16 protein-coding genes and 1 tRNA gene are annotated in these 15,261 nt (G+C 62.1%); 7 read left to right on the plus strand and 10 right to left on the minus strand.

What is annotated here, in order from left to right:
* Positions 1-128: 128 nt before the first annotated feature.
* From IEX75_RS01800 to IEX75_RS01810, 3 genes are all read right to left on the minus strand, one after another.
* A complete protein-coding gene (locus tag IEX75_RS01800; protein ID WP_188792545.1) occupies positions 129-1,655 on the minus strand; it encodes an N-acetylmuramoyl-L-alanine amidase in 1,527 nt (508 codons plus the stop codon).
* Between the two features lie 179 nt (positions 1,656-1,834).
* Positions 1,835-2,296 carry a tRNA (adenosine(37)-N6)-threonylcarbamoyltransferase complex ATPase subunit type 1 TsaE gene (tsaE, locus tag IEX75_RS01805; protein ID WP_188792546.1) on the minus strand — a complete coding sequence of 154 codons (462 nt, stop codon included), beginning with the start codon at positions 2,294-2,296 and terminating at the stop codon, positions 1,835-1,837.
* Positions 2,289-3,773: an NAD(P)H-hydrate dehydratase gene (locus tag IEX75_RS01810; protein WP_188792547.1), complete on the minus strand. Its 1,485-nt coding sequence runs from the start codon at positions 3,771-3,773 to the stop codon at positions 2,289-2,291. Before IEX75_RS01810 ends, tsaE begins: the two co-directional genes overlap by 8 nt.
* A gap of 228 nt (positions 3,774-4,001) precedes the next feature.
* Between IEX75_RS01810 and queG the strand changes: the two genes are divergently transcribed.
* Entirely contained in the window at positions 4,002-5,069 is a 1,068-nt protein-coding gene (gene queG, locus IEX75_RS01815) for a tRNA epoxyqueuosine(34) reductase QueG (protein ID WP_423373154.1), read from the plus strand.
* A gap of 145 nt (positions 5,070-5,214) precedes the next feature.
* Here the strand turns inward: queG and panD are convergent, their stop codons facing one another.
* The 5 genes from panD to pcnB all read right to left on the minus strand — a co-directional run bounded on the left by panD (position 5,215) and on the right by pcnB (position 9,368).
* On the minus strand, positions 5,215-5,601 hold the full coding sequence (panD, locus tag IEX75_RS01820) for an aspartate 1-decarboxylase (RefSeq protein WP_188792548.1): 387 nt from the start codon (positions 5,599-5,601) through the stop codon (positions 5,215-5,217).
* A 123-nt stretch (positions 5,602-5,724) separates the two neighbouring features.
* The gene (gene panC, locus IEX75_RS01825; protein WP_188792549.1) at positions 5,725-6,570 is read right to left on the minus strand and encodes a pantoate--beta-alanine ligase; all 846 of its coding nucleotides are present in this window, start codon (positions 6,568-6,570) and stop codon (positions 5,725-5,727) included.
* 15 nt (positions 6,571-6,585) lie between these two features.
* Positions 6,586-7,416, minus strand: coding sequence for a 3-methyl-2-oxobutanoate hydroxymethyltransferase (gene panB / locus IEX75_RS01830; RefSeq protein ID WP_188792550.1), 831 nt, complete (start codon positions 7,414-7,416; stop codon positions 6,586-6,588).
* Between the two features lie 54 nt (positions 7,417-7,470).
* Positions 7,471-7,953, minus strand: a complete 483-nt coding sequence (gene folK / locus IEX75_RS01835; RefSeq protein ID WP_188794287.1) for a 2-amino-4-hydroxy-6-hydroxymethyldihydropteridine diphosphokinase — start codon at positions 7,951-7,953, stop codon at positions 7,471-7,473.
* Complete coding sequence (gene pcnB / locus IEX75_RS01840) at positions 7,950-9,368, minus strand: polynucleotide adenylyltransferase PcnB (RefSeq protein ID WP_423373153.1); 1,419 nt, start codon at positions 9,366-9,368, stop codon at positions 7,950-7,952. Before pcnB ends, folK begins: the two co-directional genes overlap by 4 nt.
* A 128-nt stretch (positions 9,369-9,496) precedes the next feature.
* Between pcnB and IEX75_RS01845 the strand changes: the two genes are divergently transcribed.
* Positions 9,497-9,572: transfer RNA gene (locus tag IEX75_RS01845), tRNA-Glu, on the plus strand.
* A 52-nt stretch (positions 9,573-9,624) separates the two neighbouring features.
* Positions 9,625-9,948, plus strand: coding sequence for a ferredoxin FdxA (gene fdxA / locus IEX75_RS01850; RefSeq protein WP_188792551.1), 324 nt, complete (start codon positions 9,625-9,627; stop codon positions 9,946-9,948).
* Positions 9,949-10,028: 80 nt separating this feature from the next.
* On the opposite strand, the gene IEX75_RS01855 is transcribed toward fdxA, so the two are convergent.
* Entirely contained in the window at positions 10,029-10,622 is a 594-nt protein-coding gene (locus IEX75_RS01855) for a hypothetical protein (RefSeq protein ID WP_188792552.1), read from the minus strand.
* A gap of 48 nt (positions 10,623-10,670) precedes the next feature.
* A complete protein-coding gene (gene dapA / locus IEX75_RS01860) occupies positions 10,671-11,564 on the minus strand; it encodes a 4-hydroxy-tetrahydrodipicolinate synthase (RefSeq protein ID WP_188792553.1) in 894 nt (297 codons plus the stop codon).
* A 120-nt stretch (positions 11,565-11,684) separates the two neighbouring features.
* On the opposite strand from dapA, the gene IEX75_RS01865 reads away from it, so the two are divergent.
* From IEX75_RS01865 to thiD, 4 genes are all read left to right on the plus strand, one after another.
* Positions 11,685-12,248, plus strand: a complete 564-nt coding sequence (locus tag IEX75_RS01865) for a glycine cleavage system transcriptional repressor (protein WP_188792554.1) — start codon at positions 11,685-11,687, stop codon at positions 12,246-12,248.
* 104 nt (positions 12,249-12,352) lie between these two features.
* Positions 12,353-12,814 (plus strand): peroxiredoxin, encoded by a 462-nt coding sequence (locus IEX75_RS01870; RefSeq protein ID WP_188792555.1) that lies wholly within the window; start codon positions 12,353-12,355, stop codon positions 12,812-12,814.
* A 74-nt stretch (positions 12,815-12,888) separates the two neighbouring features.
* Complete coding sequence (locus IEX75_RS01875; RefSeq protein ID WP_188792556.1) at positions 12,889-14,268, plus strand: PhoH family protein; 1,380 nt, start codon at positions 12,889-12,891, stop codon at positions 14,266-14,268.
* 189 nt (positions 14,269-14,457) lie between these two features.
* Positions 14,458-15,246, plus strand: a complete 789-nt coding sequence (gene thiD, locus IEX75_RS01880) for a bifunctional hydroxymethylpyrimidine kinase/phosphomethylpyrimidine kinase (RefSeq protein ID WP_188792557.1) — start codon at positions 14,458-14,460, stop codon at positions 15,244-15,246.
* Positions 15,247-15,261: the final 15 nt, after the last annotated feature.

Genomic DNA, 15,261 nt, shown 5'->3' on the forward strand with positions numbered 1-15,261 from the left:
GGGGCGCAAGCTTAGCAGCGTGCGTTAGCATCAACTATCCGGAAATCAACTCGTAGGTTGGGGTGCAAACCCCAACATTGCCATGCGTGCCTGGAGCACGGAGTTGGGGTTTGCACCCCAACCTACGCTTAGCTACTGGGGATCACCAGCATCGTGCCGGTGCGCACGCTGTTGCTGTTGATGCCGTTCACGCTCTTGAGCGAATCCAGGCTCACCCCGTACTGCTTGGCAATGCTGCGCAAGGTTTCGCCATTGGCGACGCGATGCATGTCTCGCACGTCAGCATCGGCAGCCTGATCGGTGCTGGCCACCGTATCGGTCTTGGCATCATTCGGCAGCACGCCCTTGCGGCGTGCGGCTTCCACCGCAAACCAGGTGCCCGGCGGCGGGTTGCTCAGGAAATAACCTTTCACGCCATCCATGATCGCCGTGGCCAGTTGCTCTTGATGGCCGGGGTCGCGCAGCTTGTGCTCTTCGGTCGGATTACTGATGAAGGCCGTTTCCACCAGGATCGACGGCACGTCCGGTGAGCGCAGCACCACGAAATTGGCGCGCTCCACATAACCGCGATGCGTGGGACCGAGCGCCGAGAGCGCATTCAACACGTTTTGCGCCACCGTTTCGCTGGCCTGCACGGCCCAACCCTGCTGCATGTCGAGCAGCACGGAAGCCAAGCTGTCGTTCTCGGCAGCCAGCGATACGCCACCGATCAGGTCGGAGCTGTTTTCACGATCGGCCAGCATCTGCGCGGCGACCGAGCTCTTGCCGCGCGGCGAGAGCACCCACACGGAGGAGCCTTTTGCGTCGCTGCTGGTATACGAGTCGGCGTGGATCGACACGAACAGGTCGGCCTGGTTCTGACGAGCGATCTCGTAGCGCTGATTGAGCGGAATGAAGTAATCGCCATCGCGAGTAAGGACGGCCTTCATGCCGGGCTGGCGGTTGATCAAGGCAGCAAGATTGCGCGCCACGGCAAGCGTGACGTTCTTTTCCAGCGTGCCATCCGGACCGTGCGCACCCTGATCCTTGCCGCCGTGACCGGCGTCCACCGCCACGACGACCTGGCGCTGGCTGTTGAGCAGCACCGCCGCCTGGCGGGTGGTGACACCCTTACGGGACGTCAGCTTGCTGCTGGCATTGATCACGACCGGTGCGGGCGCATCGGCCTTGTCGGCGCTGGCCGGGACCGGCTTGCTCGACGCCACGGCGGCGTCGTTGTCCGTATCAGGCACAGCCTTGGACGACACATCCTGCTGTTTGCCATGGCCCGGGTAGAGATCAAGTACGAGGCGATAACCAGCCTGACCGGATGGACCCAGCACGAAGGTCTTCGGCTGGCTATTGGGCGCCACCGAAGCGGTCAGGCGCAGCGCACCACCTTGGGACGCGCTGCTCAGCCCTTTGAGCAGGCCCTGCGCGGAAGGCACGAGCCCGCGATCGGCGGTGCTGTCGGCAAGCTCCAGCACGACCTGGTCGCCTTGCTGGCTAAGTTTGTACTTTGCCGGGCCGGAAAGATCGAACACTACGCGGGTGTACTCGGCGCCGGCCCAGACGCGGGCATCTTTCACTTCCGCCGCCTGCAGGGCGAAGCCAGGCGCCGCGGCAAGTATCGCGGTGGCGGTCAGGCAATAAATGCGAGTGAGATAGCCCCTCATGGTGGCGCATTGAAGCTCACCACATTCCTGAATGCAAGAGGTTTTTCTTTAAATTTCCATGACCTGCGAGGTTTTTGTCAGATCAGGTCAAGGTATTGGCCCTAAGCGGCGCATTTTTCAGGCTCCCCGCCAAGGGTCCATTTGTTCAGTTTTCCCAGCGGACACCGGCACTTATGGCATCAGCCCAGGCGAGCCAGCGCCCGCTCGCCCCGCGTGGTCTTGGCTTGCAGGCGTGCATGCCGACCGATGCCGCGGTAGTCCAGGTGCACTTCCATGTCCGGTGCCGGCAATGCCCCCTGCCCGCGTTCGGGCCATTCCACCAGCACCACGGCCGCGGGGTCGGATAATGCGTCCAAGCCCAGCCATTCCAGTTCGCCGGGGTCGGCGATGCGATAGAGGTCCAGATGCCAGGCTGGCCGGCCATGCCGGGTCTGATAGCCCTCGACCAGGCTGTAGGTGGGGCTCTTGATGCGTTCGCCTACGCCCAGTGCCGCCAGCAGAGCCCGCGCGAAACTAGTCTTGCCGGCACCCAGTTCGCCACGCAGGTAAATGACCAGGCCACTGTCGAGTGCACCGGCAAGCTGCGAGCCTAGCGTACGCGTAGCGTCTTCGTCGGGTAGCTCCCAATGTTCTTCAGTCATGCTCGAGCCCGTTACTGAGTGCACGCAGCGGATCGAGCAGATCGCTGGCCAATAAACCGCGCTCGCCTTTCCGCGCGGCTACGTCGCCAGCCCGTGCATGCAAGCCGACGCCGATGCGTGCGGCATCCCAGGCCGAACAGCCTTGGGCCATCAAGGCAGCGATCACGCCAGTCAACAAGTCACCCATGCCGCCGCTGCCCATGCCGGGGTTGCCCCAGATACAGACGTCTAGACGGCCATCTGGATTGGCGATCAGGCTGCCGGAACCTTTCAATACGACCACAGCGCCGTAGCGTTGCGCCAGTTCGCGTGCTGCGGCGAATCGATCTGTCTGCACGTCAGCCGTGCTTTTGCCTAGCAACCGTCCCGCCTCGCCAGGATGCGGCGTCAATACCGCAGGCGTCGTGAAACGGCGTTGCTCGCGCGCAAGCAGATTGAGTCCATCGGCATCCAACACCAATGGCTTGCCGCTGTCGAGCGCCGTGAGCCACAGCGCATGGCCCCATGCACCCTGCCCCAACCCAGGCCCCACGGCCAGCATGGTGGCACGCTCCAGCATGGGTTGCAGTTCTTGCGGACCATGGACGCCGTGCGCCATCAATTCCGGCCGCGCGCCATTCAACGCCGTAAGATTCTCGCCACGTGTGGCGATGCTCACGAGGCCAGCACCACAACGCAACGTCGCTTCGCCGCACAAGCGAATCGCGCCTGCCGTGCCGTGATCGCCGCCGATCGCCAGTACATGTCCGGAATCACCCTTGTGCGCGTCGCGGGCTCGCGGCCCCAAGTGCATGGCATCAAGCAGCGTGGCGTCGGCAGGCATGCCTTGCCAAAGGATGTCGGGCAAGCGGAGCGTATCGATATGCAGCACACCGGTCCTGGTTGCGGCTTGTCCCGTGTACATACCACGCTTGGCGGCGATGAAGCTGATCGTCGCCTGTGCGCGAATCGCGGCACCCGGGCAATGCCCGGTATCCGCATTCAAGCCGGACGGGATATCCACCGCCAGCACGGGAATGCCTGACGCGTTGATGCGTTCGATCAAGGCGGTTGCCGCAGCCTCCGGCGCACGATTCAGACCGGTGCCATACAGCGCATCCACATACACGTCCGCCTGCGGTAACGAGGCGCCCTGCTGCCAGCGGTGCGTGATGCCGCCGCAGCGTTGCCATGTATCGCGCGCCAGCGCCGCATCCCCGCGTGCCGCATCGCTCAACTCGACCACTTCGACACCAACGCCAGCCTCGTAGGCAAGATTGGCAATCAAGTAACCATCGCCGCCGTTGTTGCCCGGACCGCAGAGCACGGCGATGCGCCGCGCATGCGGCCATTGGCGGCACAAGCAGGCAAAGGCCGCGGTGGCCGCCCGGTTCATCAGTTCGAAGCCGCTGATGCCCAGATCGTCGATGGCGCGCCGGTCGAGGGCGCGTACCTGTTCGACGGTGTAGAGATCGCGAAGGTGCCGGTCTGCGTGCATCGGCGGATTATAAGAGCCTGGCTCATGCTTCCGCGTAGTTCGCGTTGTGTCTGAGCGACCGTCAGGTGGCAGCGCGTGGCGCAGCGCCAGACTGGCCGTCTGGTCAAGCCACGCGCTGTCGCATGTCGGTCGCTCAGACGCAACCCGAAGGGCCAAGTCTGTTTGCACCCAAACAGACTCGGCGCGAACCACGCGGGAGCATGGGCCAGGCTCTGCCCGCATTAAACTATGCACATGCCAACCGATGTCACGCCCGATTACGCCGCTCTCGCCCGCGATATCAAGCGCTGGGCGCGCGAACTCGGCTTCGCCGAGGCCGGCATCAGCGGTGTGACGCTGGAGCAGGACGAGCAGCATCTCCAGCGCTGGCTGGAGGATGGCTATCACGGCGAGATGGATTACATGGCGCGCCATGGCACCAAGCGCAGCCGGCCGGATGAACTGGAGCCAGGCACGCAGCGCGTGATTTCAGTGCGCATGGATTACCTGCCACCAGGAACCCGGCATGCGTGGGATGTACTGCGCGATGCCGAGGCCGGTTACGTGGCGCGCTATGCACTGGGCCGTGATTATCACAAACTGATGCGCAACCGCCTGCAGAAGCTCGCCGAGCGCATTCGCGAGGCGGTCGGCGATTTCGGCTATCGCGCTTATGTCGATTCCGCGCCGGTGCTGGAAAAGGCGCTCGCACGGAATGCGGGCCTGGGCTGGATCGGCAAGCACACGGTGCTGATCAATCGCCAAGCGGGCTCGTATTTCTTTCTCGGCGAGCTGTACACCAATCTGCCGCTGCCGGTGGACGATGCGGCGACTGCGCATTGCGGCACGTGCCGCAAGTGCATCGACATCTGCCCGACGCAGGCGATTGTTGGGCCTTATCGCCTGGATGCACGCCGCTGCATTTCCTATCTCACCATCGAGCTGAAAGGCTCGATTCCAGAAGAACTGCGCGCACCGATGGGCAACCGCATTTTCGGTTGCGACGATTGTCAGCTGATCTGTCCGTGGAACAAGTTTGCGCAGGATGCGAGCGAACCCGATTTCGCGCCACGGCATAGCCTTGATGGCGCCAAGTTGGTGGAGCTGTTTGGCTGGAGCGAGGAGGAGTTTCTGCGGCGCACGGAAGGCATGGCGATTCGGCGCACGGGTTATGAAGGGTGGTTGCGCAATATTGCGGTGGCGCTGGGAAATGCGCCGTCGTCGGAGGAAGTGCGCTTAGCACTGCAAGCGCGGAAAGAGCACCCTTCAGAGATTGTTCGCGAGCATGTTGCATGGGCGCTCGCACAGCATCACTAAAACCCGATAGCCGTCATTCCCGCGAAAGCGGAGGCGCTTTACAACGGCGAATGCCGGTCAATTCATCTTGCTCTGATGCATCCTTGAAAATGGATTCCCGCTTTCGCGGGAATGACGGCAAAGAGTAGCTATGACGTGCGGGTTCTTACGCCGCCGCCATCTGTTTCGGAATCGAGCGATTCGTATGGCTGATGCGGTTGTCCTTGTCCACATACACCAGCGTCGGCTGGAATTTCTCCACTTCCGCCTGATCGAGATGCACGAAGGCCGCGATGATGACCAAGTCACCCGGCTGTGCGCGATGCGCAGCGCTGCCATTCACGGAGATGATGCCGGAGCCTTCTTCGGCACGCAGTGCGTACGTGACGAAGCGCTTGCCGTTGTTGATGTTCCAGGCGTGAATCTGTTCGTATTCACGGATGCCCGATGCGTCGAGCAGCAGGCCATCGATAGCGATCGAACCTTCATAGTGCAGCTCCGCGTGGGTCACGGTGGCACGATGGATCTTCGCCTTGAGCATGTTCAGGTGCATGACTTTTTCCAGCAGGAACTGCCTGCGTAGCCCGTTATTATCCTGCCGCGGCGGCCATGGCCGCAACGGCACCTGGCCCGTAAATGGGGCTGGCCACTAGCCGTTCAATAGCCCAGCAATGTTTCAATCAAACAACAAGTTATCGATAAGCCGGGTCGTTCCCAGGCGGGCCGCGATCAGCGCGACCAGACCCTCATGCTCGCCGTCCGCCGGCTCGGCCAGGTCTTCAGCACGCCGGATGGCGGCGTAATCGGGGACGAAACCGGCACGTTCCAGCTTGGATGCTGCCGCCTGCTCCACCACCTTGCGTGCGTGGCCCTTGGCGATCAGGTCGCGCATCTGCTGCAGGGTTTCGTAGATCAGCGGGGCTGTTGCCCGATCGTTCGGCGACAGGTACTGGTTGCGCGAACTCAGCGCCAGCCCGTCTTCGGCACGCAGCGTGGGTGCGCTCATCACTTTCACCGGCAGGGACAGATCACGCACCAGACGCTCGATCACTTTCAACTGCTGGAAATCCTTCTGGCCGAAGATCGCGATGTCGGGCTGCACCAGGTTGAACAGTTTGCACACCACGGTCGCCACACCATCGAAATGGCCCGGGCGATGTGCGCCTTCCAGCGTTTCGGTGAGTTCCGGTACGTGCAGGCTCACGCTCCTGTCTGCACCGAACGGATAGATCGTCGCGACGTCCGGTGCAAACAGCAGGTCGCACTCCGCTTCGGCCAGACCCACCTGATCCTGCGCAAGCGTGCGCGGGTAACGCTCAAAATCTTCGCCAGGCCCGAACTGCGTAGGATTGACGAACACACTGGCCACCACGCGATCGGTACGGGCGCGCGCCAGTTTCACCAGTGAATGATGCCCCGCGTGCAGGTTGCCCAGGGTCGGCACGAAGCCGATCGTGTGCCCTTGCGCGCGCCAGCCGCGAATGGTGGCGCGCAGGCCTGCTGCGTCTTGAAGCGTTTGCATGTAATCAGATCTTCTTCAGTTGTAACCGTGTTCGGCCGCGGGGAATGCGCCGCTGCGCACGTCAGCGACGTAAGCGGCAATCGCCTCCTGCACCGAGCCGCGGCCGGCAAGGAAATCCTTGCTGAACTTGGGACGCTTGCCGGGCGTGATGCCCAGCATGTCGTAAATCACCAGCACTTGGCCATCGCAGTGCGGGCCAGCGCCAATACCGATGACAGGAATGTCCAGTGCTTTGGTGACACGTTCACCCAGCGGCGTAGGCACCCCTTCCAGCACCAGAATGTTGGCACCGGCTTGCTGCACGGCCAGCGCTTCGCTCAGCACACGCTCCGCCGCTTCGTGTTCGCGGCCTTGCACCTTGTAGCCGCCGAACTTGTGCACGGACTGCGGCGTGAGCCCCAGATGCGCACACACTGGAATGGCGCGCTCCGTTAGCGCATGGATCGATTCAAGAATATGCGGCGCGGCGCCTTCAATCTTCACCATCGCCGCACCGGCCTCACCGACCAGTCGCGCGCCGGCTTCCAACGCATAGTCGACGTTGCGATCGGCCATGAAGGGCATGTCGGCCACCAGCAACGTCGCAGACAAACCGCGCGCCACCATGCCGGTGTGATAGACCATTTGGTCGAGCGTCACCGGCAGCGTGCTGCGTTGGCCTTGCACCACCATGCCCAGCGAGTCGCCGACCAATGCAACGTCAACACCGGCGATTTCCAGCTGCGTGGCGAAGCTCGCATCGTATGCGGTGAGCATCACGATCTTGCGCCCTTCCGCCTTCATCGCGTGCAAGTTAGGGACTGTCACCGGCTTGCGGGCAGGAGCGCTGGCGTTTTCCACGTACACGGTGGTTCCTCTGATGTTGCGGTGAACAATTATCGGGCGCGGAACGGCCGCCGCTCAAGCGAGCGGTGTACAGCCTTGTGTATCAACGGCCCGTAGAAGGTCTGCGACCTTGCCCTGCCCGGGAACGTCCAGCTCGGGGGCGACATCATGCAGCGGCAGCAGCACGAAGGCACGATTGGCGATGTGTGGATGGGGCAAGGTCAAGCGCTCGCTGTTCACGGCCTTGCCGGCGACATACAGCAGATCCAGATCGAGCGTGCGTGGTCCCCAGCGTTCGCCGTTGCGCTCACGCCCTGCCGCGCGCTCGATATTCAGCAAAGCATCGAGCAGGTCATGCGGTTCCCGTGACGTTTCAATCGCCACCACCGCGTTGAGAAAATCCGGCTGATCGAGCTTACCCCACGGCGGGGTGCGATAAATGCGCGAGCGCGCGATCAGGCTGGTATCCGGCAACACCGCCAGCGCCTCGATGGCATCCAGCAGGTGTTGTTTTGAATCGCCAAGGTTGCTGCCTAGCGCGACATAAGCGCGCATCAGGCCGCCCCGGATTTGCCGGTGGTGGGCTTGCGTCGCCGCTTGCGCTTACGTGGTGCGGTTGCGCGCACCGGCTCTGCGTCGCTCGCTGAGTTGGCCTGGTGCAACGGCAGCGCGGCGGCCAGCGTTTCATGCGGCAATTGCTGGGCATGCGCCCACCACTGGCCAAGCTCACCGATCGCTGGCGATTCAGCCGCGCGCAGCAACAGGAAGTCGAACGCAGCCCGGAAACGCGGATGCGTCAGCAAGCGGAATACTTTCTTGCGCTGGATCTGTTCGAAACGCGGCTGCAGCGACCAGATTTCTTCCATGGTGATCGTGAAACGCCGTGGGATCGCCACACGCTGGCACTGCTCGGCCACCACATGCACGGCGGCGCGGCTCCAGGCCTCGTTGACATCCTTGCCTTGCGTACTCCAGGTATGTGCCAGATCGCGCACTTCGCCCCACAACAGCACGGCGAACAGGAAGGCCGGCGTGACCGACTTGCCTTCGGCCACGCGTGCATCGGTGTTTTCCAGACCTTGCTCGATCAGCGCGCGCAGCGCCTTGTCGCCGCGCCTGAGTGCGCGGGCCGTAGCCGGGAACATGAACTTGAGCAGCCCGCATTCTTCGAGCATGCGGAAGCTCTTGCGGCCGTAGCCGGCCAGGAACATCTTCAGCGATTCGTCGAACAGCCGCGCCGGCGCCACGTTGCTGAGCAACGGCCCGAGTTGCGCGAACGGCGCGGACGCGGACGGATCGATGCGGAAATCCAGCTTGGCCGCCAAGCGCACAGCGCGCAGCATGCGCACCGGGTCTTCGCGATAGCGCGTGGCCGAATCGCCGATCAGGTGCAGCACGCCATTCTGCAGGTCCTGCATGCCGCCAACATAGTCGCGCACGGAGAAATCGCTGATGTCGTAGTACATCGCGTTGACGCGGAAGTCGCGGCGCAGCGCATCTTCTTCGATGGAGCCCCAGACGTTGTCGCGCACGATGCGGCCGTCGACGATGTGACGGTCACCCTCGACGCCTTCCTCTTCGCTGGCACCGCGGAATGTCGCCACTTCGATGATCTCGGTGCCGTACACCACGTGCGCGAGACGGAAGCGGCGGCCAATCAGGCGGCAGTTGCGGAATAGCTTCTTCACTTCTTCCGGCGTGGCGTTGGTGGCCACGTCAAAATCCTTGGGATGCCCGCCCAGCAACAGGTCGCGAACGGCGCCACCGACCAGATAGGCGTCGTAGCCGGCCTCGTTCAGGCGATAGAGCACCCGCAAGGCAGCCTTGCTGATGTTCTTGCGGGAAATCGTGTGCTGCTCGCGCGGAAAGATGCGCAGGGCAAGCTTGGCGTCGTTCCTGGCTGTGGGGTTCAAGCGATCGAAATCCTTGCGGGTTTCCAAATCCGGGGCGGTATGGCCGAGCATGTCCGGCATGCTTCGATGCCATCCTGTGCCGGCCTTAACACATTGTCCTGCAAGCATTCCTGCTTAGGCGAGGGCACTGTCTCAAGGCGTTGCCGGACGAGACAATTCAGCTATACTAGCGCGCTTCGCAACAATCCGCTCCCATCGTCTAGTGGCCTAGGACACCGCCCTCTCAAGGCGGGAACACGAGTTCGAACCTCGTTGGGAGCGCCACCGCCCATTCAGTATGATCGGCTTTCCGATCCATAAGTAGGCACACGGCAGCATGACCTTCGTCGTCACCGACAACTGCATCAAGTGCAAATACACCGATTGCGTCGAAGTCTGTCCCGTCGACGCGTTCCACGAAGGCCCCAATTTCCTCGCGATCAATCCTGACGAGTGCATCGACTGCACTTTGTGCGAGCCGGAGTGCCCGATCAATGCGATCTATCCGGAAGATGACGTTCCCGCCGGGCAGGAGCACTTCGTCAAGCTGAACAAGGAATTGGCCGAAGCATGGCCGGTGATCACGGTGCGCAAAGACGCGCTGCCGGATGCCAAGGAATGGGAGAACAAGCCGGAGAAGATCAAGCTGCTCGAACGCTGAGCGTCGCTGATCCGGTACATAAAAAAACGCCGCTCAATGAGCGGCGTTTTTGTTTGGGCCGTTCAAGCCGAGCGTGTTGCTCAACCCTTGCCACCCATGCGCGATTTCAGGCTGTCGACCACTTTGGCCACGGCCGCCGCCTCGCCCTGTGCACGCACTTCGCTCGAGCCTTGGCCGCTGCTGTTGACGGTAACCACGACTTGGCGCGGCGCCACGTTCGGGCCGGCTGAATGGCCGCCACCAATACCCAGCATGCGGCTGAGGAAGCCCGGCTTTTCTGCCGGTTGGTCGGAAGCCATCACACTCAGGCTGTAGCTGTGCGCAGCATCGTCATGGCTCTGCAGCGTGCCGATTTCGCCGTTGCTCAGCGCCTCGCCCACGCGACGATAAGTGTTGTCCACGGTATCGGCCAGGATGAAACCGTCCGTGATCGTGCCGACGTTATTGCCCACGCGCGCCGTAGCGCCGTTCGCGGTTGGCTGGTTGCCGCCCGTCGGCGGAATCACCAGCGCGGCGCTGGCGTTCGGCGTATCCATGCCCGGCGGAATTTCCAGCGGCGATTGCTGCTTGGCCGTCTGCCAGGCTTTTTCGGAACGGAACATGCCGCAGCCCGAAAGGAGCAAGCCAGTCAAAACCAAGGCCGGCAGGGCGACGGCGAGGGAAGATTTCTTCATGTAGTGAATTCCGTTGTGTTCCGAAAGGATATTGAGAAGCCGGCCAGATTATGCGGCATCCGCCAAGGATGCCAGAGTCGCCAAGGCCTTGCGCAGCTGCTCGCGCGCCGGACCCTGTTCCAGTTCCACCAGCGGCAGGCGGGGTACCGCCGTACCCAGCCCCAGGTCCGGCAGGCCGGCCTTTACCGCGATGGGGTTGGGCGCGCAATTGAGCGCCTGCACCAGCGGTTCGAGCGCGGCGTTGCAGTGCGTGGTGGCTGCGCGGTCACCCGACGTGGCCGCATCGCACAACGCACGGAAAGCCCTGGGCGCCAGGTTGGCTACCACCGAGATGACGCCGGCGGCGCCTGCCAGCATGGCTTGCGCCCCGCTGCCATCGTCGCCGGACAGATAGACGAAATCCGACCGTACAAGTTCCGCGGTGTGCCGGATGCGCTCCGCATCGCTGCGCGCTTCCTTGATGCCGATGATCGCAGGGTGATCGCGCAACACCGCCGTGGTTTCCGGCGCCAGGTCGCACGCGGTACGACTAGGCACGTTGTAGAGGATGACCGGCAAACCACCGTGATCGGCCACTTCCAGGAAATGGCGGCGCAGGCCTTCCTGCGTGGGACGCACGTAATACGGCGCTACCACCAACGCGGCATCCGCGCCGAGCGAACGGGCACGTTTCGTAAGCGCTACGGTTTTGGCGGAACCGGCCTCGCCGGTTCCCGCAACGACCGGAATACGGCCACCGACATGCTCGACCGCGAAGGCCAGCAGTCGATCGTATTCATCGTGTTCGAGCATGTGGGCTTCGCCGGTGGAACCAGCGACGACCACCGCCTGGGTGCCGCCCGCGATCTGGAAATCGAGCAGGCGGCCGAATGCCGCCAAGTCGAGCGCCCCATCCAAGCCGAATGGAGTGACCAGCGCGCAGACGCTTCCGTGAATCTTCATGGCGCGATCCGCACAATACAAAATATGGACATGGCATCTTACTTGCGGGCTCGCGGGACGGGCAAGTAAGCTGGCGTATCGTTCGTCGTCATCCCGCACGACGCGGGGTCGCCACCATCCATGTCCACCAACCCTTTCTCCGCGCGATCCAGCAACGACCATCAACTGCTGATCCAGACGCTGACGCCGGCCACACGTACGCCGCTGCTCGCACTGGCCCGGCGCATTGCCGATGCCGGCTGCAATTTGTCCGATGCACGCGTATCCACCATCGGTGCGGATACCTCACTCACCCTCCTCGCCAGCGGTGCCTGGGACGCGGTGGCCAAGCTCGAAACCGCACTGGCCAAACTGGCACGCGAGGAAGAGCTGCGTCTTACGCATTACCGCACCAATCTGCGCGAACCCAGCGGACACCTGCTGCCGTATCTGGTGGAAGTGGTGTCGTCCGATCGCCCCGGCATCCTGGTAAAGATCGTCGATTTCTTCAGCCGCCACGACATCAGCGTGGAGCAGCTGAGTTCCATGCGTTACCAGGCCATGCAGACGGGTGCCGCGATGTTCCAGGCGCAGTTCACGATCGGAGTACCGGACAAATTGCACATCGCCGCCTTGCGCGATGATTTCCTGGAGTTCTGCGATGGCCTGAATCTGGACGCCATCATGGACCCGGTGAAGTTCTAGGATGCGCCGCTTCCAGTCATCTGACAAGGCTGTTTCCGTCACATAACACGCGCTAGTCTCCGCTCCAGCAGTTGCTAAACGTAAGTCTGGCTACCGGAGAGCCCATGCCCGAACTAGGCAAGAAAGTCCCCAAGCTGCAAGGCGTCACCGGCGACGGCAGTACGCTGAAGCTCGATTCACTGAAAGGCCAATGGGTAGTCATCTACTTCTACCCCAAAGACAGCACCCCGGGTTGCACCAACGAAGCCAAAGACTTCCGCGACCTCTATCCCAAGTTCAAAAAGCGCCATGCCGAGATCATCGGTGTCTCGCGCGACTCGGTGAAATCCCACGCCAACTTCGCCAGCAAGCAGGAACTGCCGTTCCCGCTGGTATCCGATGCGGACGAAACCTGGTGCAGTGCTTTCGACGTGATCCACGAAAAAGTGCTGTACGGTAAACGTCACATGGGCGTGGTACGCAGTACCTTCCTGATCGATCCCGACGGCAAGCTCGCCGCGGAGTGGCGGGGCGTAAAAGTGCCCGGCCATGCCCAGGCGGTGCTCGACACCATTCCTGCTCGGTGAGTCTTACGTCCGTCCACATCGCCATCGATTACGTGACGCAATCCATCCCTCCTGCCTCGTGAGGTTCCTTCCGCATGACCGGAAGCAAGCGCATTTACGCCCTCGACACCAACGTGCTGCTGCATGATCCGACCTCGCTGTTCCGCTTCGAGGAGCACGACGTCTTCATCCCGATGACCGTTCTGGAGGAACTGGATGAAAAGAAGAAAGGCGCCTCGGAAGTTTCCCGCAACGGGCGCCAGGTCAGCCGCTTTCTCAATGAATTGATCGAACGCGGCAACGGCCACGGCATCAGCAATGGCTTGGAACTGCAAAGCCCCCAAGGCGTCTCGCTCAGGCGCGGCGCGGCGGTTGGCCGGCTGTATTTCCAGCAACGCACCACCAATGGACATGGCAAGGCCGACAACCAGATTCTTTCCGCAGTCATCGAGCTGAAGGAAGAAAATCCGGGTCGCTCCGTCATCCTGGTCACCAAGGACATCAACCTGCGCATCAAGGCCAAGATCTATGGCATCGATGCGGAGGATTACGAAAACGACCGTGCACTGGACGATTTCGCCCTGCTATATACCGGCTCGTCCGAACTGCCGGAGGATTTCTGGGATCGCCATCCGGAAGTGCAATCATGGAACGAACGCGGCCGCACCTTCTACAAAGTCGATCGCCGCAAAGACGAGGATTGGCATCCGCAACAGTGTCTGTTTCTGCCCGGCGACAACAGCGTGGAACTTCGGGTGCTGCATGTCGACGAAGTGCGCGCCACACTGGTGCTACTCGATGATCACAGCCACACCAATCACAGCGTGTGGGGCATTGCTTCGCGCAATCGCGAGCAGAATTTCGCGCTGAATGTACTGATGGATCCCGATGTCGACTTCGTCACCCTGCTTGGTACTGCCGGCACCGGCAAGACCTTGCTGGCGCTCGCGGCAGGTTTGGCGCAGGTGATGGATCAACAGCGCTACCGCGAAATCATCATGACGCGCGCCACCGTGTCGGTTGGTGAAGACATCGGTTTTCTTCCCGGCACCGAAGAAGAAAAGATGACGCCGTGGATGGGTGCGCTCACCGACAACCTCGAAGTGCTCGCCAATCCGGAAGAAGGCGGTAGTTGGGGACGGCAGGCCACCAACGACCTGCTTGCCTCGCGCATCAAGATCCGTTCGCTCAATTTCATGCGCGGACGTACCTTTCTGTCGCGCTATCTGATCATCGATGAGGCGCAGAACCTCACGCCGAAGCAGATGAAAACGCTGATTACGCGCGCGGGTCCTGGTACCAAGATCGTGTGCCTGGGCAATGTGGAGCAGATCGACACGCCTTACCTCACCGAAACCACCTCGGGTTTGACGTATGCAGTCGATCGCTTCAAGCATTGGGCGCATTCGGCACATATCACGCTGCGGCGTGGCGAGCGTTCGCGGTTGGCGGATTTTGCGTCCGAGGCGTTGTAATGCTTCGCTATGCGAAGGCGCATCCCGATGTTCGCCGGGATGCCCTTCAGGGCAAATCGTCATTCCGGCGAAAGCCGGAATCCAGTCAAGTACGATGTGCGAAGCACGCAAAACCTTTTTATGTCGTGTGCTTGCGCACGGGTTTATTTAACTGGATTCCGGCTTCCGCCGGAATGACGAGCAAAGAGCGTGGCAGTTCCCAACCAGCCAATCATCGCCCTCACCATCGCCGGTTCCGATTCCGGTGGTGGTGCCGGTATTCAAGCGGATCTGAAAACCTTCCATGCACATGGCGTGCACGGCCTCTCCGCCATCGCCGCCATAACCTCGCAAAATACCCGCGGTGTCACCGCCGTGCACCCGGTACCGCTCTTACATATCCGCAGCCAGATCGAGGCTGTATTCGATGATTTCCCCATCGCCGCCGTAAAGACCGGCATGCTGGGCAACGCGGCGACGGTGCGCTTGGTGGCGAAGGCACTGCGCAAACGCAAGCCGGCATGGGTGGTGATCGATCCGGTGATGATCTCGACCAGCGGCTCGCGCTTGCTGGATGAAGATGCGATCGAGGCGGTAATCAAACACCTGATTCCGCTGGCCGACGTGCTCACGCCCAACCTGCCCGAAGCCGAGGCCTTGCTGGGCCATCGGCTGCGCACGACGAAACAACTTGCGGAGGCCGGGCACGCCCTGCTCGCGCTTGGCGCGCGCGGCGTGTTGCTCAAAGGTGGTCATGGCCGCGGCAATGAAGTGATCGACCGTTATTTCGACAAGGAGGGCACGATGGAAATCCGCCACGCCCGTCTTCCACGAGAAGGCCATGGCACAGGTTGTACGCTGGCCTCGGCGATCGCCGCGGAACTGGCCAAGGGCGCAACGCCACGCCAGGCGGTACGCCGGGCCGTAGCCTACGTACAACGCGCACTGAAAAACGGCTACCGCCCGGGTAGCGGTACGGCCTACGTTCTCCATCACTAAGCAACATTTGCCGTA

Source organism: Dyella nitratireducens (genome assembly GCF_014642835.1).
Taxonomy (GTDB): Bacteria; Pseudomonadota; Gammaproteobacteria; order Xanthomonadales; family Rhodanobacteraceae; genus Dyella_B; species Dyella_B nitratireducens.

Excerpts from the sequence above, each read along its gene's own strand:
- IEX75_RS01800 (WP_188792545.1), bottom strand. The coding sequence starts at position 1,655 with ATGAGGGGCTATCTCACTCGCATTTATTGCCTGACCGCCACCGCGATA.
- tsaE (WP_188792546.1), bottom strand. The coding sequence starts at position 2,296 with ATGACTGAAGAACATTGGGAGCTACCCGACGAAGACGCTACGCGTACG.
- IEX75_RS01810 (WP_188792547.1), bottom strand. The coding sequence starts at position 3,773 with ATGCACGCAGACCGGCACCTTCGCGATCTCTACACCGTCGAACAGGTA.
- queG (WP_423373154.1), top strand. The coding sequence starts at position 4,002 with ATGCACATGCCAACCGATGTCACGCCCGATTACGCCGCTCTCGCCCGC.
- panD (WP_188792548.1), bottom strand. The coding sequence starts at position 5,601 with ATGCACCTGAACATGCTCAAGGCGAAGATCCATCGTGCCACCGTGACC.
- panC (WP_188792549.1), bottom strand. The coding sequence starts at position 6,570 with ATGCAAACGCTTCAAGACGCAGCAGGCCTGCGCGCCACCATTCGCGGC.
- pcnB (WP_423373153.1), bottom strand. The coding sequence starts at position 9,368 with ATGCCGGACATGCTCGGCCATACCGCCCCGGATTTGGAAACCCGCAAG.
- fdxA (WP_188792551.1), top strand. The coding sequence starts at position 9,625 with ATGACCTTCGTCGTCACCGACAACTGCATCAAGTGCAAATACACCGAT.
- IEX75_RS01855 (WP_188792552.1), bottom strand. The coding sequence starts at position 10,622 with ATGAAGAAATCTTCCCTCGCCGTCGCCCTGCCGGCCTTGGTTTTGACT.
- dapA (WP_188792553.1), bottom strand. The coding sequence starts at position 11,564 with ATGAAGATTCACGGAAGCGTCTGCGCGCTGGTCACTCCATTCGGCTTG.
- IEX75_RS01865 (WP_188792554.1), top strand. The coding sequence starts at position 11,685 with ATGTCCACCAACCCTTTCTCCGCGCGATCCAGCAACGACCATCAACTG.
- IEX75_RS01870 (WP_188792555.1), top strand. The coding sequence starts at position 12,353 with ATGCCCGAACTAGGCAAGAAAGTCCCCAAGCTGCAAGGCGTCACCGGC.
- IEX75_RS01875 (WP_188792556.1), top strand. The coding sequence starts at position 12,889 with ATGACCGGAAGCAAGCGCATTTACGCCCTCGACACCAACGTGCTGCTG.